Annotated in this window: 18 protein-coding genes; 17 read left to right on the forward strand and 1 reads right to left on the reverse strand. The window is 45.0% G+C overall.

Annotation, left to right across the window (positions count from 1 at the left end):
- Positions 1-15 precede the first annotated feature (15 nt).
- From nrfB to R8O10_RS06790, 15 genes are all read left to right on the forward strand, one after another.
- A complete protein-coding gene (gene nrfB / locus R8O10_RS06720) occupies positions 16-618 on the forward strand; it encodes a cytochrome c nitrite reductase pentaheme subunit (protein ID WP_053306575.1) in 603 nt (200 codons plus the stop codon).
- 1 nt (position 619) lies between these two features.
- Positions 620-1,306: a cytochrome c nitrite reductase Fe-S protein gene (nrfC, locus tag R8O10_RS06725; RefSeq protein WP_017636123.1), complete on the forward strand. Its 687-nt coding sequence runs from the start codon at positions 620-622 to the stop codon at positions 1,304-1,306.
- Entirely contained in the window at positions 1,303-2,274 is a 972-nt protein-coding gene (gene nrfD / locus R8O10_RS06730; RefSeq protein WP_213967806.1) for a cytochrome c nitrite reductase subunit NrfD, read from the forward strand. The genes nrfC and nrfD overlap by 4 nt, the downstream gene beginning before the upstream one ends.
- A gap of 9 nt (positions 2,275-2,283) precedes the next feature.
- Positions 2,284-4,191 carry a heme lyase CcmF/NrfE family subunit gene (locus R8O10_RS06735; RefSeq protein ID WP_182039492.1) on the forward strand — a complete coding sequence of 636 codons (1,908 nt, stop codon included), beginning with the start codon at positions 2,284-2,286 and terminating at the stop codon, positions 4,189-4,191.
- Complete coding sequence (locus R8O10_RS06740) at positions 4,169-4,702, forward strand: DsbE family thiol:disulfide interchange protein (RefSeq protein ID WP_005376839.1); 534 nt, start codon at positions 4,169-4,171, stop codon at positions 4,700-4,702. The genes R8O10_RS06735 and R8O10_RS06740 overlap by 23 nt, the downstream gene beginning before the upstream one ends.
- On the forward strand, positions 4,689-5,099 hold the full coding sequence (gene nrfF, locus R8O10_RS06745) for a heme lyase NrfEFG subunit NrfF (protein WP_053306573.1): 411 nt from the start codon (positions 4,689-4,691) through the stop codon (positions 5,097-5,099). Before R8O10_RS06740 ends, nrfF begins: the two co-directional genes overlap by 14 nt.
- A gap of 146 nt (positions 5,100-5,245) precedes the next feature.
- Positions 5,246-5,422, forward strand: coding sequence for a hypothetical protein (locus R8O10_RS06750; protein ID WP_020480909.1), 177 nt, complete (start codon positions 5,246-5,248; stop codon positions 5,420-5,422).
- 271 nt (positions 5,423-5,693) lie between these two features.
- Positions 5,694-6,290, forward strand: a complete 597-nt coding sequence (locus tag R8O10_RS06755; RefSeq protein ID WP_025767283.1) for a GTP cyclohydrolase II — start codon at positions 5,694-5,696, stop codon at positions 6,288-6,290.
- A gap of 174 nt (positions 6,291-6,464) precedes the next feature.
- Positions 6,465-7,727: an imelysin family protein gene (locus tag R8O10_RS06760; RefSeq protein WP_053304295.1), complete on the forward strand. Its 1,263-nt coding sequence runs from the start codon at positions 6,465-6,467 to the stop codon at positions 7,725-7,727.
- 92 nt (positions 7,728-7,819) lie between these two features.
- Positions 7,820-9,202, forward strand: a complete 1,383-nt coding sequence (locus R8O10_RS06765) for a di-heme oxidoredictase family protein (RefSeq protein ID WP_005376848.1) — start codon at positions 7,820-7,822, stop codon at positions 9,200-9,202.
- A 10-nt stretch (positions 9,203-9,212) separates the two neighbouring features.
- Positions 9,213-10,250 carry an imelysin family protein gene (locus R8O10_RS06770; protein ID WP_054866138.1) on the forward strand — a complete coding sequence of 346 codons (1,038 nt, stop codon included), beginning with the start codon at positions 9,213-9,215 and terminating at the stop codon, positions 10,248-10,250.
- Positions 10,231-11,313, forward strand: a complete 1,083-nt coding sequence (locus R8O10_RS06775; RefSeq protein WP_193838084.1) for a DUF1513 domain-containing protein — start codon at positions 10,231-10,233, stop codon at positions 11,311-11,313. The genes R8O10_RS06770 and R8O10_RS06775 overlap by 20 nt, the downstream gene beginning before the upstream one ends.
- A 153-nt stretch (positions 11,314-11,466) precedes the next feature.
- On the forward strand, positions 11,467-13,008 hold the full coding sequence (locus tag R8O10_RS06780) for a L,D-transpeptidase family protein (RefSeq protein WP_005376852.1): 1,542 nt from the start codon (positions 11,467-11,469) through the stop codon (positions 13,006-13,008).
- Between the two features lie 166 nt (positions 13,009-13,174).
- A complete protein-coding gene (locus R8O10_RS06785; RefSeq protein WP_031778936.1) occupies positions 13,175-13,723 on the forward strand; it encodes a DUF882 domain-containing protein in 549 nt (182 codons plus the stop codon).
- 129 nt (positions 13,724-13,852) lie between these two features.
- The gene (locus R8O10_RS06790; protein WP_005376855.1) at positions 13,853-14,509 is read left to right on the forward strand and encodes an MBL fold metallo-hydrolase; all 657 of its coding nucleotides are present in this window, start codon (positions 13,853-13,855) and stop codon (positions 14,507-14,509) included.
- Between the two features lie 18 nt (positions 14,510-14,527).
- Here the strand turns inward: R8O10_RS06790 and R8O10_RS06795 are convergent, their stop codons facing one another.
- Positions 14,528-15,193, reverse strand: a complete 666-nt coding sequence (locus tag R8O10_RS06795) for a DUF2982 domain-containing protein (RefSeq protein WP_005376857.1) — start codon at positions 15,191-15,193, stop codon at positions 14,528-14,530.
- Between the two features lie 273 nt (positions 15,194-15,466).
- Here R8O10_RS06795 and R8O10_RS06800 point away from each other — a divergent pair, with 273 nt between their 5' ends.
- Positions 15,467-15,871 carry a hypothetical protein gene (locus R8O10_RS06800; protein WP_005376863.1) on the forward strand — a complete coding sequence of 135 codons (405 nt, stop codon included), beginning with the start codon at positions 15,467-15,469 and terminating at the stop codon, positions 15,869-15,871.
- 414 nt (positions 15,872-16,285) lie between these two features.
- Entirely contained in the window at positions 16,286-17,377 is a 1,092-nt protein-coding gene (locus R8O10_RS06805) for a TRAP transporter substrate-binding protein (protein ID WP_054577022.1), read from the forward strand.
- The last annotated feature ends 115 nt before the right edge of the window (positions 17,378-17,492 follow it).

The following is a 17,492-nucleotide window of genomic DNA, read 5'->3' on the forward strand; positions in this document are numbered from 1 at the left end:
TAAGGAAAGAACAATATGGGCAATATAAAATTGACCATAGAGACAATGCTGAAACTTCTCTTCGTCTTTGCCATCTATGGTTTCTCCATCGCCGCCCATGCGACTTCTTCAGAGCCGATTGAAGGTGCTCAAGCTGAGCGTCATCAAGTCGAGTTGATCCGTGACCGTGACTACAAGTGTCTGCAATGTCATAAGGATGCAAAAGAGACTCTGAACCTTTCGCATGACCCGCAAGCTCTACTCAGCCAAGGGAAGCAACTTAATTGCACCAATTGCCATAGCAACATTGGTCCCGACCATCGTGAAGGTGCGCCTGATGTGATTAAGTTTTCTGCCGCGCAATCGAAAGAGGTACACGACAAAGTGTTCCTTGATCCAAGCATGATTCTTAAAGCCAACGGCCAATGTGTGGATTGCCACGCACCGACACAGCTGAGAGAAAGCCACTGGACGCACGATGTGCACGCCAAAAACCTCACTTGTTCAAATTGCCACGATGTACACGCAGCGAAAACCAAAGCGTTGTCGTACGACAGAAAACAACTGATCAAGCAGTGTGTGGATTGTCACTCTGAATTTGCCGTCGAACCTGAACTTGCCAAAGAAGAGGAGAGATAGCATGAAATGTTCGAGAAGAAACTTTTTAGCCGGCAGCGGCGCGTTGATTTTAACTACAGGCGTTGCAGGCACTTCCGTTGTTAGCTCCTCTCTCTATGCCAGCAACAGTGAACAAGCGAAACGCATGGGTATGGTTCATGATGAAAATGCCTGTATTGGCTGTACCGCTTGTACCGATGCTTGTCGCGAAGTAAATAAAGTCCCTGAAGGCGTAACGCGACTTAAAATTCATCGCAGTGAACCGATTGGCGAATTTCCAGATGTGGAATACCAGTTTACTCGCGAATCCTGTCAGCACTGTGATAACCCACCATGTGTGTACGTTTGTCCAACAGGCGCTGCATACAAAGATGAAGCGACCGGCATCGTGGATGTGCACAAAGAGAAATGTGTCGGATGTGGTTATTGCCTTGCCGCTTGCCCTTACCAAGTGCGCTTCTTTAATCCAGTCGATCACTCTGCGGATAAATGTAACTTCTGCCGTGATACCAACCTAGCGCAAGGTAAACAGCCAGCTTGCGTGGAATCTTGCCCAACAAAAGCACTCATCTTTGGTGATTTGAATGACCCAACTAGCGAGGTGAGCAAAGCTATCGAAAGCCATGTTGTCTATCGCGATAAATCGCATTTAGGTACGCAACCTAAACTGTACAAAATTCCGCATAGCAAAGGGGAGGTGTCATCATGAACGGCTTCGAAAGTGCATTCCACTTTGACTCGTTAGTCTGGGATTGGATCATCGCGATTTACTTATTCCTTGCTGGGATGTCAGCAGGTGCGGTGATGATTTCTATCTATTTAAAACGCAAAGTGATTGAAGGTGATCCCGCAAACAACGGCATCATGAAAGCTATGGCTTGGCTTGCGCCATTTGGCATCATTGCTGGGTTGGCAATTTTGATTTTCCATTTAACCAAGCCTTTAGAGTTTTGGAAGATCATGATCTACTACAACCCAACGTCTGTGATGTCGATGGGCGTGATCTTGTTCCAAGTGTACATGCTAGTGCTGTTTGTTTGGATTGGCGTTATCTTCCGCCATCAAATCATCAGCTTTTGTGAGGGTAAGTTACCGAGCAAACTGTTGGATTTTGCCGATGGCATTTTGATTAAGGCGGGGAAAGCCAACAACGCAATTGAATTGTTCTTGGGCTTCTTAGCCATCGTGCTTGCAGCGTACACTGGCTTTCTATTGTCTGCATTGAAGACTTACCCAATGCTAAACAATCCAGTACTGCCAATCTTGTTCCTGTTCTCTAGTTTGTCCTCGGGTGCAGCGGCATGCTTGATGTTCGGCATCTTGGTGTTTAAAGAGTCGACCAGCAGCCCAAGTGTGTCTTGGGTGCACGGATTTGAACGCCCTGTAGTGTTGTTTGAGTTGTTTGTCTTAGTGACATTCTTTACTGGACTGATCTTCAGCGGTGGTCAGAACGAAGTCGCGGCTTGGAATGCTATTTCGAGTGGATTCTGGGCTCAATGGTTCTGGGTTGGCGTAGTGTTCATCGGCATGATAACGCCTTTGACTCTCAATTGGTTAACGCCTTCAGAAGTGCGCCACAGAGGCAGTTACGTTTTTGTGGTCACGACGTTGAGCTTGGTTGGCGTACTTATGCTGCGTACTTTCATTCTATATGCCGGTCAAATGACCATAGTGTAAGGGGGATAAATGGAAGCTGAGCTAGGGTTCTTCTTACTGATATTGGTGGCTGTAACATCGACTTGTGCATCGTTGCTGCATTGGCTACGTCGTGCTATGAGTAAGAAGGCGACATTGCCGCATCAAGTCGCGATGTCCCACATCATTAGCTTAGCTTCCTTCATTTGTTTAGCACTTCTGATCGTCTGCTTCGTGCAAGACAACTTCGCGTTGGAATATGTTGTTACGCATTCCAACAGTCAACTTCCCGTAGCATTCAAGATTGCTGCCGCTTGGGGCGGGCATCAAGGCTCCATGTTGTTTTGGGTCGTCACCTTGAGTTTATGGGCGTCGTTTATTGCATTTAAGTCACCGCTCAACGCCCAATATACTTGTGACTGTTTAGGAATCATGAACCTTCTTATTGCGACATTTGCTTGGTTCACGTTAATGACCTCTAACCCGTTCGAGTATGCCCAAGTATTGGCGTCGGAAGGACGAGATCTAAACCCAATGTTGCAAGATGTTGGGCTTATCATTCATCCACCATTGCTTTATCTCGGTTATGTCGGTTACGCAGCAATATTAGCTTTTGCATTAGCAGCGCTATTGGGTAAACAACCGATGAGCGATTGGTATGTGGTTGCTCGAAGCGCAGCGTTTTTTGCATGGGGAACGCTCACGTTGGGTATCTTGGTGGGATCATGGTGGGCGTACAATGAGCTAGGGTGGGGCGGCTGGTGGTTTTGGGACCCTGTGGAGAACGCTTCTCTACTCCCTTGGCTTACTGGTACTGCTTTGTTGCACAGCGGTGTTGTCGCAACACGTAACAGAGGCGCAATTTGGAGCACCTATGCACTGGCGTTTGCTACGTTCAGCCTAAGCATTTTAGGGACATTCGTGGTGCGCTCTGGCGTGCTGACTTCAGTGCACGCTTTTGCGGTGGACCCAACTAAAGGTTTGGTGCTGATTGGTGTATTGAGCTTGCTTGTCATTATCACTTTTGGCGTACTGATTTTGCGAGGAGAACAACTCCCTCGTTTCAAACTTCAATCTCTAGCGAGCCAAGCTTACACTGCTTATATCGCCAAAGGGCTGCTGGTTATTGCGACTGCCATCGTTTTTCTTGGCACTTTTTATCCGATGGTTTATCAACTGCTCGGCTTAGGGAACATTTCGGTTGGCGCACCTTACTTTAATAGTCTGACCTTTCCATTAAGCATACTGGCTCTGATTGCCTTAGCATTCATGCCAGTGCTGAAATGGACAAAAGGCGCAGTTCCGAGTGGAAGCACTGATATCGCGATTAGTATTGCGTTATCTCTAGTCTCTGGGATCGGGTTTATGTTCTCAGTGAACGTACTGCATTTCGAAGTATTGCTAACCATAATATTGGCTACTTGGGTGATTGTGGCGCATCTCGTTATGCTGTTTCGTTGTTCCAATAAGCGCAAACTCATGCCAATCGTGATGGCACATATCGGTTTTGCGCTGGCGGTGAGTGGAGCTGTATTCAACAGTCACTACTCATATGAACATAATTTACGTGTCGAACCCGGCAGTTCTCAACAAAGGGCGGGGATCACTATCGATTATCATGGTATCGAATGGCTGGTGGGGCCAAACTACACCGCGGAACAAGGACAGATCACCTTGCACTTGGAAGATGGCCGCATGCTCAATTTCAACCCGCAAAAGCGTCATTACCCTGTGCGAGTGATGAATATGACCGAGCCTGCGATTCGTTCACTATGGCATGGCGATTATTACGTGACATTGGGTGACAAAGTCGATACTCATGCTTATGCGATTAAAGTTCAGTACCGCGCAGGTATTTGGTGGATATGGTCTGGCGGGCTACTAGCTGTGTTTGGTGCGCTATTAACCGGCCTAAAGAAAAGGAGAGAGGCTATCAATGCGATCGAGAAATACGCTTAAACTCGCAGGTCTGTTTGTGGCTGTTGCCGTGTTTGCTGTAGTAACTGCGGTGGCTTTGTCTGAGCGACCACATGTTGAATTGTCCCCACAACGAAATTTAGATGCACCTAATTTTCGCTCTACTTCTCTGATCTCTGATGACATGGTTTCTGAGCAGTTGTTCAAAAGCGACGGATATAAATTATTGAATGTTTGGGCATCTTGGTGCGGAGTATGCAAACGAGAGCATGAAGAATTATTGCAGTTAGCAGAACTCGGTGTGCCTATTATTGGGCTGAATTATAGAGATCAAAAACAAGCCGCTCGTGAATATTTGAGCTCTAAACGAAATCCATATATTGAAGTAATTAGTGACCCTAATGGAAAGCTCGCTGTGGAGCTAGGTGTTATCGGAACGCCGGAAACTTACTTGATTGATCCAAATGGTCGTATATTGATCAAATATCGTGGAGAGCTAACGGCAGATAAATGGAACGATATATTTTCAGGATACTTGAATGTTTCGATTTAATAATCTTCTCCTCACTTTAATCCTATTTATACTATTTTCTCCTTTCACGAGAAGTGCGGATATAGAACAGAATGTTGATCTGTTTGAATTTCATTCCGTTGAAGTGCAACAGCGTGCAACCTCGTTAGCCAAGGCATTACGCTGCCCGCAGTGTCAAAACCAAAACCTTGTCGAGTCTAATGCACAAGCGGCTAAAGACCTGAGGTTGAAAGTGTATACGATGGCCAATGAAGGCAGCTCAGATCAAGAAATAAAGGACTATCTAGTTGCTCGTTATGGGAATATTGTTCTGTACCAACCACCATTAAATTATTCCACGGCGCTGTTGTGGATCTTTCCTGTGCTATTTTTGATCTTTTTTGTCTTATATTCGATCCGAATGGTGAAGCGTAATTAATGTGACCGTTATTCCACTATTAAAAATAAATTGTGCACTTAACAAGCAGAATGTTATCATTTTTCCGAATTTATGAAGTTTCCAGTATAAAGAAAATAAAAATTTTGAGCTGGATAAGTAATAAAAGAACGAAATAGGTGCACGCAGTGGATTCAGTTATATTACAACTTAAAAAAGACTTCTATTCGCAGATTCGTGCATTGCAATCACCGAACCTGCCTCAAGTTACTTCAACGCTCGCCGTGTTGACCGACGAGGAAATCCAAGAACTCGAAGCAGTTTGGATTGAACTCGCCGTTTGGAAGCGCAGTCAGACCCATTAAAAGATAGACCAAACGACCTTCTTGAAACCCCAGACAAAATTTGTCTGGGGTTTTTTATTGTAGTTTTTTTAAATTGTTATAATATAACAATTGTTCAGTTGGAGAGTGTTTCTCTTTTGCTGTCTTGAGTGGATAACTGCCCTCAATTGTGATCTCTATATTGCAAAATGCGGTATCAGTCCCCATAGTTGAAGAGCAACGAGTAAATCCCATGAATGCAATAACGAAAACGCATCAAGCGCATCAAGCAATAAATCGAGTGAGTATAGATATGGCGGAAGTACGTGCCAGAGTAGATTTTAAAGTCGGGGCAAAAAGTAACATTGATGCCGAAATTCTGTCTTTCCATGGTCTGAAGACAGACAAAGAGCATGTTGCTATTATCTTTAAACAAGCGGACCAAACTCAGGACATGCCTTTAGTTCGTATGCACTCTGAGTGTTTGACAGGCGATGTGTTTCACTCTTCACGCTGTGACTGTGGTGAGCAACTAGAAGAGACGATCAATCGCATGGGCGAGTCCGGTGGTATCATCTTGTATCTCCGTCAGGAAGGTCGTGGTATTGGTTTGTACAATAAGATCGATGCATACCGCTTACAAAGCCAGGGCATGAACACGTACGAAGCTAACAACCATTTGGGCTTTGATGATGACCTGCGTGATTTCACAGAAGCAGCACAAATGCTAGAAGCTTTAGGCGTGAATAAGATCCGCCTCGTGACGAACAACCCTAAGAAAATTCGTGAGTTATCTGAGTACGGAATTGAAATTGGCGAGGTTGTCAATACCTCTGCACATATCAAAGATGGCAACGAAAATTATCTGAAGGCAAAAGTCTCTCACGGAAAACATGACCTAAAGGTTTAATCCTAAAGATAAAACTGACAATAAAGTCTGTGAAAAACCTCATTTTTATGAGGTTTTTTTGTATCTGGAGTTGCAAATAAATTGTAAATTTGTATTATCTCGAGACTAAAGTGCAAATAAGAATAATTAGCACTACCAATACGATAATTGAAAAGCTCAACAAGGATGCTTCAGATGAATGCAAAAAAAGTTTTAGTCCAATCTATTGCTGCATCACTCCTCATTGCCAGTGGTTCTACCGTTGCTGCCACAGTAACTAAACAACAAGTAGTCGAACATTACGCGGACGTTGCCCATGCTGTATTTGCTGATTCAGTAACAACAGCGAAAGCGCTTGATGTGAAAATCGACGAATTTCTACAATCACCATCAGCGAAAAAGCTTGAAGAAGTAAAACAAGCTTGGCTAGATTCTCGCGTGCCTTACCAACAGTCTGAAGTTTTCCGTTTTGGTAACGCGATTGTTGATGATTGGGAAGGTCAGCTGAACGCATGGCCACTTGATGAAGGTTTGATTGACTACGTAGCGGCTGATTACCAATACGAATTGGGTAACGAGGGCGCTGCTGCCAACATCATCGCGAACACAAGTCTGCAGATTGGTGCTTCTAAACTGGACGTTTCAAAAATCACTCCAGAATTGCTAGCGGATCTAAACGAAGTAGGCGGTTCTGAGGCAAACGTTGCATCAGGTTACCACGCGATTGAATTCTTGCTTTGGGGTCAAGACCTAAACGGCACTAACGCGGGTGCAGGTCAACGTGCTTACACTGATTTCGTCGTTGGCTCTGAGTGTACGAATGGTCATTGTGATCGTCGTGGTGAGTACCTAAAAGCGGCCGCTGATCTACTGGTTCAAGACCTAGAGTGGATGGAAAAGCAGTGGTCTGCAGAAGTGAAAGGCAACTACCGTGAAGAGCTATTGAACGAATCTGCTGACAATGGTCTTCGTAAGATGCTATTCGGCATGGGTTCTCTTTCTCTAGGTGAGCTAGCGGGTGAGCGCATGAAGGTGGCACTAGAGGCAAACTCGACTGAAGACGAACACGATTGTTTCTCAGACAACACGCACAACTCTCACTACTACAATGAGCAAGGCATCTACAACGTTTACACAGGTACATACAAAGGTGTAAACGGCAAAGAGCTATCTGGTCCAAGTATCGCTGACCTTGTTGCTCAAAAAGACAAGAAAGCCGCGACCGAAATTCAAAAGCAGTTTGATACAACACGTAGCCAAGTTGGTGAGCTAGTGACTTCTGCAGAGAAGAACAACCAGCACTTTGACCAACTTATTGCAGCGGGTAACGCACAAGGCAACGCGCTAGTAAACGACACCATCATGTCGTTGGTAGCACAAACCGGTGCGATTGAGCGTGCGGCAAGCATTGTCGGCATCGACAGCCTAAGCCCTGATACTGCTGACCACGAGTTTTAATAAGAAAACCATAATAAATAAGGGCTCTTTGTGAGCCCTTTTGACGTTTGAGCTCGTTGTTATCACCCTTGTTGTCTATGTAGAGCAATGATATGAAGCCATACCTAATTTCTGCGCTAGCCGCGATCCTTTCTTCTTCTGCCATGGCTTATGATGTTAAGTCTGGTGGCAAAACCAGTGTTAAAAAAGACGGCGCGAATGCCTATTCTCTTCCTGCTGCTAACTTGCCAATGAGCAAACGCCTCGACTTTAGCGTAGGTAACAGCTTTTTCCGTAACCCTTGGGTACAAGCGCCAGCGTCAACGGACGCTCGTGATGGCCTAGGCCCGCTTTTTAACACCAATGGTTGTCAGAATTGTCACATCAAAGACGGTCGTGGTCATCCGCCAGAGAAAGATGATTTACATGCCGTGTCTATGTTAGTGCGCTTAAGCATTCCTGCGATGACGCCAGAACAAAAGAAAGCTTACATCAAAGATGGCGGCATACCTGAGCCGACTTATGGTGGCCAGCTTCAAGATTTCGCTCTGCAAGATCAAACGCCAGAAGGCAAAATCGAAATCACTTACACCGATGTCCCAGTGAAATTTAAAGACGGTACGACGGTGACGCTAAGAAAACCTCATTTGAACATTACCGATCTGGGTTACGGCGATATGCACCCTGATACCGAGTTCTCAGCACGCGTGGCACCGCCAATGATCGGCCTTGGTTTGTTAGAGAGTATTCCCGACGAAACGCTACTTGCTTGGGCTGATGAACAAGATGCCGACAAAGACGGTATCTCAGGCAAAGTCAATAAGGTGTGGGATATTGAGAAGGACGACTTCTCGATTGGTCGTTTTGGCTGGAAAGCAGGACAACCGACGCTAATGCAGCAAAATGCAGCAGCATTTAATGGTGATGTGGGTCTTACGAGCCATTTATTCCCAAATGAAAACTGTACCTCGAAACAAAGCATTTGTGACGACATGCCAAATGGCGGCAAACCAGAGGTGAGTGAAAATATTCTCGACTTCGTAGAGTTTTACAGCCAACACTTAGCCGTACCTATTCGCCGTAACGTCAATGATCCTAACGTGAAACTTGGTCAGCAAATCTTTGCTGCGTCTGGCTGTGAAAGCTGCCACAAGACCAGTGTTAAAACGGCGAAACGACCAGAGTTACCAGCGCTTTCTGAGCAGCTTATCCACCCATACACAGACATGCTTTTGCATGACATGGGTAAAGGCTTAGCCGATAACCGTCCGGAATACTTAGCAAACGGCCGTGAATGGCGAACGGCACCGCTATGGGGCATTGGTTATACCGAAGAAGTAAACGGACACACTTACTTTCTACATGATGGCCGCGCTCGTAACCTGATGGAAGCGGTGTTGTGGCACGGCGGCGAAGCTGAAACGGCGAAACAAAATGTTTTAGCTCTGAACAAAAAAGAACGTGATGCTCTCATTGCGTTTCTGAACTCTCTATAAGGAAGCAACCATGAAAAAAACACTGTTAGTGAGTGCGATTGCCGCAACGTTAAGTTTGGTTGGTTGCCAATCGACCATCGGTTCGAGCTCAGCCAAGCCTGAGAGTACAAGTCATATTTCTCAAAGCGTGTACGAGGTTGAGTTTCAATCAGCTCAGACGTTTTTAGCGCAAACCACAGAACTTGAACAGCGCTTCGCGGATTACTGCGCATCAGAGTCGAAAGATGATGCACAAGTAAAACAGCAATGGCATCAAACGATGCTTGCGTGGATGGCATTACAAGGTCAAGAACGTGGCCCTGCTACGGCGTTGGAGCAAAGCTGGAATGTTCAGTTTTGGCCAGATAAAAAGAATACCACTGGTCGTAAAATGTCTGTACTGACGAAATCTGATCAAGCTTGGAGTGCAGAAGATATCTCCACCCAAAGTGTCACCGTGCAAGGTTTAGGTGCATTGGAATGGCTGCTTTACGATAAAGCGTCGACCTTATCTAGCAACGGCAATACTTGTGTGACAGGCGTAGCGATTGCAGAAAACCTCGATAACAAAGCGCAGATCATCGCGGATTCTTGGGCAGAGAACCCTTGGAAATCGCTAGAGATGACGGAATGGGAGTCTGAGTACATTTCACTGCTCTCGAATCAGCTTGAATACAGCATGAAGAAGTTGAGCCGACCGCTAGCGAAGATTGGTAAGCCTCGCCCGTATTTCTCAGAATCGTGGCGTTCAGAGACCTCGCTTTCAAACTTAAAAGCCAACCTTCAAGGGATGGAAGCGTTGTACTTTGCTAACGGGAATGGTCTAGATGCGCTACTTAGAGAGCAAGGCCATGCAGATCTCGCAGACCGTGTCGTTCATCAGTTTGAAATGGCGTTAGAAACTTGGCCAGAAGATAAGAGCTTGTTTGCTGCACTACAAACAAAAGAAGGCTATCGCATGGTGCTCGCTCAATACAATAAGCTAGAGCAATTGAAGTACCTGATTCACGAAGAAGTGGCGATCGAGCTTGGCGTAGTTATAGGATTTAATGCAACCGATGGTGACTGATCAAACCCGCCGAACCTTGCTGAAAGCCGCTCTATTCGGGGCGGCTACACCTATGATGCCATTTGGTTGTTCTTCAACAAGCTCACGTGAGCCTGCGTTGATCGGCTGCTCTATCATTGGCCGAGACAAATTCGCAGCGGTGGTGGCGGATGAGCATGGTATGCCGCTATCTTCATTGCCGATTCCTGAACGTGGTCATGGTGTAGCAACGAACCAACAAGGCCACGCCGTAGTCTTTGGTCGACGACCTGGTACTTTCTTCATGGTATTTGATTTTCGCTCAGGGCAGATGATCAAACTGCAACTAGCAAAGTCAAATCGTCATTTCTATGGGCATGGCGTTTACTCCCATGACGGCACATTACTATTTGCCACAGAAGGTGAGAGGGGGACAAGCCGTGGGATCATTGGTGTTTATGATGTACAGAAGCAATATCAAAAGGTCGATGAGTTAACGGGTTTTGGTCTTGGTCCTCATGAAGTGATCATGATGCCTGATGGTGTATTGGCGATTGGCGTCGGTGGCGTACACACTAACGGTCGTGAACCTCTCAATCTTGATAGCATGAAACCCAGCCTGAGTTACCTTTCACAGAAGGGTGAGCTACTGGATCAAGTGTCTTTACCGGATCATAAGTTGAGTATTCGCCACTTAGCCCATGATGGTGCGGAAACCGTGCTTTGTGGTCAGCAATATCGTGGTGAGCCGGACGAGTATCCAGCTTTGATCGCCATGCACACGCGTGGTGGTGAAATGCAAGATCTTCAAGCTGAGCCTGAAGAGTGGGCGCGTTTCAATCACTACGTTGCGAGTATTGCAGCAACCGATGAATGGATCTTAGCCACTTCGCCTCCGGGCAGTTGTTATGGTATATGGTCTAAATCTACGGGCAAATTGGTCGAGCTAAGTGCGTTACCAGATGCCTCTGGTGTTGTGGTCTATGGCGATGAGTTCCGAGTCAGCTCTGGGGCGGGAAAAGTGGTAGAGCAAAGACCAGAGGAGTCAAAAAGTACCTTCGCAAGCGGAGTGCAATGGGACAACCATTGGTCGAGAATTATCTAGAAAGATCATTGAGTAATTACTTATAGAGAGTTTTGTTGTCGTTTTCGGCATCAGATTCTTAATTTTAAACCTGCAAGCTGTGAGATATTTGCCATACTTTTTATTATGGCAAGTAGCGCAAGGATCATTTCAGTGTTTGCTAGGGTTTTAATCATGACGGCACTTCTGGTGCCGTTTTGCAGCTTTTCCACCGTCGTTTCTCTCGAAGCTTCAGCGCAAGTCGAGCAAGAGGGAGCGGTACAAAAGCTGTCTGTAGAAAAAATGATCCATTATCCAGAGGTTATTGATCAACTGTATCAAAGCACCAATTACCGTTTGAACTGGGAAAATGAAAGTGATATTGAGCAGTTTCTTTTTCAAGTAAACCTGGTTGCACTTGCGGATGTCACCGATGAATTCGAAAATCAACTTCACCGGATAAACCAAGTAAGGTGGCAGGGAGATAATCTCGACTTCGATTTAGTGATGACAGACTCACTCTTGATGTACCTTAGTTATCTTGAGCAACTCCCCGAAGAAGGGATTAATTGGCTATTTACAGACAAAGCCCATGTTACGTTACCCGCTCCTAGCATCGATACTTTATCGGTTCTGAGTAATGAGATTACGGTTGGCAAACTTGGTCAGTTTTTGGCAAGTCTCCGGTCTCCATTACAAACAGATGATGCTTTCTACTCCGCCTATTCTTCGCTATCGGAACATTCTCAGTACCAATATCCTGCCTATCAACAAACTGGGCTAGCACGTGTTGGCGATATATTAGAAAACAGACCCCTATTGATTGAGCGAATGGAGATCGTAGGCGTAGATGTTTCTTACTTGGATTTAGTCACTGAAGAATATGACGAACAATTAGAGCTTGCGATAAAAGAGTTCCAGCGTATTCATGGTTTGAAAGAAGATGGCGTTATCGGCCCGAATACCATTCGATGGATCAACTTTTCTCCTCAAGAGCGATTGCATCTGCTGGCGTTGAATTCTGAGCGTTCAAGAATTTGGTCGAAAGAAAGGGATAATGTTGTCTTTGTTAACGTGCCTGGATACGAAGTCACGTATTGGCATGACGGTCAACCCTTGTTTGAGTCTAAAGTTGTGGTAGGGAGAGCATCAAGAAAAACGCCCATCATGTCGGTAGCACTGGATTCAGTTATTCTCAACCCAACTTGGAACGTGCCTTGGACTATCATGGTTAAAGACATTATTCCTAAAGTAAAACGTAATCCGATGTATTTGATTAACCATAACATTCAAATCATTCGGTCTTGGACTTCGAACGAAATTATTGACCCTACAACCATCAATTGGGCAACGGTGAATCCGAGAACATTTCCTTATCGTATGCGACAGGCGTCGGGCTTACAAAATGCACTGGGATTGTACAAGTTCAATATGCCTAACCCACAAGCTATTTATTTGCATGACACGCCAAGTAAGAACTTGTTTGAACAGGACAGACGCGCATTCAGCTCAGGATGTGTTCGTGTAGAACATGCAGACCAGTTAGCAGAACTTCTGTTCAAAACTCAGGGGTTGGAAGAACGTTTAGCGAAAAAGCGAGAAAGTTCTCGTCGGTCTAACACGTCAGTTCCTTTGGGAGAGCGCATTCAAGTACACATCATTTATCAAACAGCATGGTTGGAAGAGGGAACGCTTTACTACCGTGATGATATCTATAAGTACGATCACCGCAGTTGAAATCTTTAAGGAAAATTTACAAAACGAAGAATTCTCTTTTCGTTCAATAATTAAGCAATAATTACTGCATCTGAAAATCAAGATGGAGCGTTTTATGCATTTGACGTGACAAATGTGTTTGGTTAATGTCCACGACTTGTCTAGTTGTTGAGCACTGTATTTTGAAATGGTAAGTCGTAACTTTTCCCGCCGAGATTTCCTTAAAATGACCGCTGGTGGTGTGGTGTTGGCGTCTGCCCTGCCATCATTTTCTTGGGCTTCACTCCCTGACGAGCCACGTGCGCTGGCGATGAACAATCTTAATACTGGAGAGATCCTCGAAACATGCTATTTCGATGGAAAACGATACATTAATGATGAACTTCAAAGGCTGAATGAGTTTTGTCGAGACCATCGACGAAATGAGGTTCATCCCATGGATAGACGCTTGTTCGATCAAATAAGTCAAATTCAAAAGTTAATTGGTACAGAAGCAGAGGTGATCGTCATTTCAGGTTACCGTTCTCCTGCCACTAACGCCTCGCTGCGCAACGGGTCTTCTCGTGTAGCGAAAAAGAGCATGCACATGGAAGGAAAGGCCATTGATTTCCGTTTAGATGGCGTGAAGCTTTCAACGGTTCGTGATGCTGCATTAAGCCTAAAAGCCGGTGGCGTGGGTTATTATCCAGGTAGTAACTTTGTTCATATCGATACGGGTGCTGTTCGTTCCTGGTAGTGCCAGTTGAGACAAGGTTTCTAGTCTCAGAACGTCGTCGATTACCCACAGTTCAAAGCTTGAAGTCGCTAGGCCTTAGTGTCATAGTTGCGGCAGTTTTCACGCAAATTTATTCGGTATAGGTTATCTATGGCTCTGAAATACCAAGTTGTTCCAGTAACATCTTTCTCTCAAAACTGTTCTATTGTCTGGTGTGACGAAACCATGAAAGGTATTGTGGTTGACCCAGGCGGCGATGAAAAGCAGCTCGCTATGCTTATCAAAGAGCTGGGTGTTGACGTGGTAAACCTAGTGCTAACACACGGTCACTTGGACCACGTAGGTGGCACGGAGCCGCTGTCTGCACTGCTTGGCGGTACAGAGATTGTTGGTCCTCACAAGGCAGATAACTTCTGGTTGCAAGGTTTGGAAGGTCAGAGCCAAATGTTTGGTTTCCCACTGACAGAAGCGTTTGAACCGCACCAATGGCTAAATGAGGGTGACACTGTCACTTTTGGTAATCAAGTGCTGAACGTATTCCACACACCTGGTCATACACCTGGTCACGTTGTGCTTTACAGTGAAGAAGCGCGTTTAGCGTTTGTGGGTGACGTTTTGTTTAACGGTAGCATTGGTCGAACTGACTTCCCACAAGGCGATTTCAATACGTTGATTAGCTCTATCAAAGAGAAATTGTGGCCTTTAGGCAATGATGTCACGTTTGTCCCTGGTCACGGCCCTCAATCGACTTTCGGTCATGAGCGTAAAACTAACCCGTTCGTTGCTGACGAGATGCCGCTTTACTAAAAGTGCGTGTACTAAGCATTATTCTGGCTCGGCGGCAGCTAAGTATCGCCGAGTCAGTCCCACAAAATCCTCAGCCTCACGATCTAGATCACTTGCTGATATAAATAGATCGTAGCCATAAAAGCCTCTCTGATACTTCATCCGGTTGGCGAGCATCGCTAACAAACCTTTGTACTCAATCCCATCTCTGTTTATATACGGTTTAGGGTCAAGCACCATATCCTCAAACTTATCTTCACACTGATTTTGTTTCGCGCCTAAGTAAAGCAGTGCTCGCTGGCTGAGGAGAATTTCTGTCGCTATACGAGGGCAGATTGAATTTAAGTAGGGTGAGTAGTGTTTTAGACGAATACCGATCCAAGGTAGCGGTTGGTGCCACCCTTCCTGTTGGTAGCTACAAATACCGATTGACTCAATATTTCGCCATCGGACGACCCAACCTCCTTTAAAAAGGTGTTGCTGAAAGTGAGAAGCTGTCAGCGTAAAAGTGACTTGGCTTTTCTTAATCATCAAGATGGCGAAACCAACGATTGCAGACATCAAAATGACCGACAACATGGCTTGCTTCCATCCCGGAGAAATGGCAACCAAAAACAAAGTGATGAGTGCAACGAGCAACAAAAGTATTCTGTTGATAGGGGAGTCGGGTTTGAAATGTGAATTTGTTAGGTGCAGCGTTTCCATGCTTATAACCTCATCGAATACTTGTCCAAAAATAAGTGGGTAGCTTTATGTGCATTGATTTGCATTTAAAATAAAACAAACCTCTGTTTTTATACCCAGTATTCAATAAATCCGTTCATAAAATATCTGATTAAATAGTAGACGTTCTATGCTTTGAGCGCATTTTTCATCGCGTTTCGCCGCTAAAACCTACAAATTGCTTGTGAATTTTGGTATAAAACGCGCTTCAAATTTTCATCCCTGCTGAGATGCAGTGAACTGGAGAAATATTCAATGAGACTTGCTCATAAGCGTAAAGTGCAGATGAAACTGCAAAAACGCATTAAAGCGACAGTAGCAAACTTAGCTGCAGCACCTAAAGCAGTGAAGCCTGTTGCGGAAAAAGCAGTAGCACCTTCTGTTGCTGAAAAAGCTGTTGCGGAGAAAGTAGTAGCTGATAAAAAAGTAGCTGCAGTGAAAACAGTTGATGTTGCCCTTACTCCTAAGCAACAACAAGTATTAGACATCGTTATGGCGAATGCTGAAGGTATTAACCCTAAAGGCATCGGTCTAGCTGCAGGTCAAGAAGATACTAAAGCGGCATCATGGGCTACTGGCGCACTAAAGAAGCTTCTTGAAGAAAACCTAGTTCAAAAAGAGCAGTTAGCAGGTAACAAAGTTATCTACAAAGCAGTTTAATTACCGCTACCGTTCTGGATTGAATACCTCGGCCGATGCCGAGGTATTTTTTTATCTTGGCATTGGAAATAATGCATTAAGTACTGACTTTAACACTGCCAATAAGTGGTTTGTCACATTTTCTTAAATACTATGTAAATTTTTTGGCAGAAAAATACGTACGTATTGTTTTTTATTTTTATTCATAGATAAAAATATAATTTATTGATTTTGCTATTAACAGTCTTTTGTCATGACGATTATCCTACGTACTTATACGTAATACCTTAGGCTAATGCCTTATTGATGAATTACTCGCTTCCGTGTTCATGCCCATTTCGCATTAGACAACATTGTTACATCTTTTATACCGAATACAGCCAATCCTAATGAAATGGATGACAACAATAACCTTGGTGATAAAGGACGTGAACGATGAGTCTAATCCAAAAATCTTTAAAACGAGTGCTCAAAACAACCGCTGTCGCTGCCGCGATGGCACTCGCAGCGACTTCTGTAAACGCTGCTGAAAAAGTCTATCGTTTAAAGCTTGCTGAAACTTGGGGGCCTAATTTCCCAATTTTTGGTGATACCACAAAAAACATGGCCAAAATGGCGGAAGAGATGTCCAACGGACGTTTGCAAATCCGCATTGATTCCGCAAACAAGCATAAAGCGCCTTTTGGGGTGTTTGATATGGTTAAGTCGGGTCAGTATGACATGGGCCACTCAGCGTCTTATTACTGGAAGGGTAAGGTTCCAAACACACTTTACTTCACTTCTATGCCCTTCGGTATGTTGCCAACTGAGCAGTATGCATGGTTTTACTACGGCGGTGGTATGGAGCTGATGGAAAAAGTGTACTCTCCACATAACTTGATGTCTTTCCCTGGCGGTAATACCGATACTCAGATGGGCGGGTGGTTCCAAAAAGAGATCAAGTCCGTCAAGGACTTACAGGGTTTGAAAATGCGTATCCCAGGGTTTGCTGGTGAGATTTTGGCTGAGTTAGGTGCCAAGCCAACGAATATCGCCCCTGGTGAGCTATATACTTCTCTAGAGCGTCGCACAATTGATGCCTTGGAATGGGTTGGTCCATCGCTGGATCTACGTATGGGCTTCCACAAAATCGCGCCTTACTACTACACAGGTTGGCATGAGCCAGCGACTGAGCTTCAGTTCCTCGTTAACAAGCGCACCTGGAACCGTCTACCTGATGATCTAAAAGCGATTTTGCAAGTAGCCATGAAAACGGCCGCTTACGATATGTACACGCAATCGAAACACGAAAGCGGCAAAAACTGGGCATCTATTAAGTCTGAATACCCAAATGTTGAAGTAAAAGATTTCCCACCTGAAGTCGTAGCTGCGTTGCGAGAAGCAAACGATCGTTTGTTGAAAGAACATGCAGAAAAAGATGCTTTGGCGAAAGAGATTCAAGAGTCACAAGCGAACTATATGAATCAAGTTCGACCATGGTCAGATATTTCGCACCGAGCGTACTTAAACAGTCAAGCTCAACAATAACGTTATGAAGCAGGCGATGCCAAGAGGTTTAGCCTGCTATCGAAGCCCAAGAAAACTTCATAATGAATGCTCCGCACTATAGCGGAGCGCATCTAAACGTTCCACGGAGTTCGGA

The organism is Vibrio sp. 1727, assembly GCF_033344415.1.
GTDB classification, from domain to species: domain Bacteria; phylum Pseudomonadota; class Gammaproteobacteria; order Enterobacterales; family Vibrionaceae; genus Vibrio; species Vibrio alginolyticus.

Coding starts and splice junctions, on each gene's coding strand:
- R8O10_RS06735 (WP_182039492.1), top strand. CDS start 2,284: ATGGAAGCTGAGCTAGGGTTCTTCTTACTGATATTGGTGGCTGTAACA.
- R8O10_RS06775 (WP_193838084.1), top strand. CDS start 10,231: ATGCAACCGATGGTGACTGATCAAACCCGCCGAACCTTGCTGAAAGCC.
- R8O10_RS06800 (WP_005376863.1), top strand. CDS start 15,467: ATGAGACTTGCTCATAAGCGTAAAGTGCAGATGAAACTGCAAAAACGC.
- R8O10_RS06760 (WP_053304295.1), top strand. CDS start 6,465: ATGAATGCAAAAAAAGTTTTAGTCCAATCTATTGCTGCATCACTCCTC.
- nrfC (WP_017636123.1), top strand. CDS start 620: ATGAAATGTTCGAGAAGAAACTTTTTAGCCGGCAGCGGCGCGTTGATT.
- R8O10_RS06795 (WP_005376857.1), bottom strand. CDS start 15,193: ATGGAAACGCTGCACCTAACAAATTCACATTTCAAACCCGACTCCCCT.
- R8O10_RS06765 (WP_005376848.1), top strand. CDS start 7,820: ATGAAGCCATACCTAATTTCTGCGCTAGCCGCGATCCTTTCTTCTTCT.
- R8O10_RS06740 (WP_005376839.1), top strand. CDS start 4,169: ATGCGATCGAGAAATACGCTTAAACTCGCAGGTCTGTTTGTGGCTGTT.
- R8O10_RS06780 (WP_005376852.1), top strand. CDS start 11,467: ATGACGGCACTTCTGGTGCCGTTTTGCAGCTTTTCCACCGTCGTTTCT.
- R8O10_RS06785 (WP_031778936.1), top strand. CDS start 13,175: ATGGTAAGTCGTAACTTTTCCCGCCGAGATTTCCTTAAAATGACCGCT.
- nrfB (WP_053306575.1), top strand. CDS start 16: ATGGGCAATATAAAATTGACCATAGAGACAATGCTGAAACTTCTCTTC.
- nrfD (WP_213967806.1), top strand. CDS start 1,303: ATGAACGGCTTCGAAAGTGCATTCCACTTTGACTCGTTAGTCTGGGAT.
- nrfF (WP_053306573.1), top strand. CDS start 4,689: ATGTTTCGATTTAATAATCTTCTCCTCACTTTAATCCTATTTATACTA.
- R8O10_RS06790 (WP_005376855.1), top strand. CDS start 13,853: ATGGCTCTGAAATACCAAGTTGTTCCAGTAACATCTTTCTCTCAAAAC.
- R8O10_RS06770 (WP_054866138.1), top strand. CDS start 9,213: ATGAAAAAAACACTGTTAGTGAGTGCGATTGCCGCAACGTTAAGTTTG.
- R8O10_RS06805 (WP_054577022.1), top strand. CDS start 16,286: ATGAGTCTAATCCAAAAATCTTTAAAACGAGTGCTCAAAACAACCGCT.
- R8O10_RS06755 (WP_025767283.1), top strand. CDS start 5,694: ATGGCGGAAGTACGTGCCAGAGTAGATTTTAAAGTCGGGGCAAAAAGT.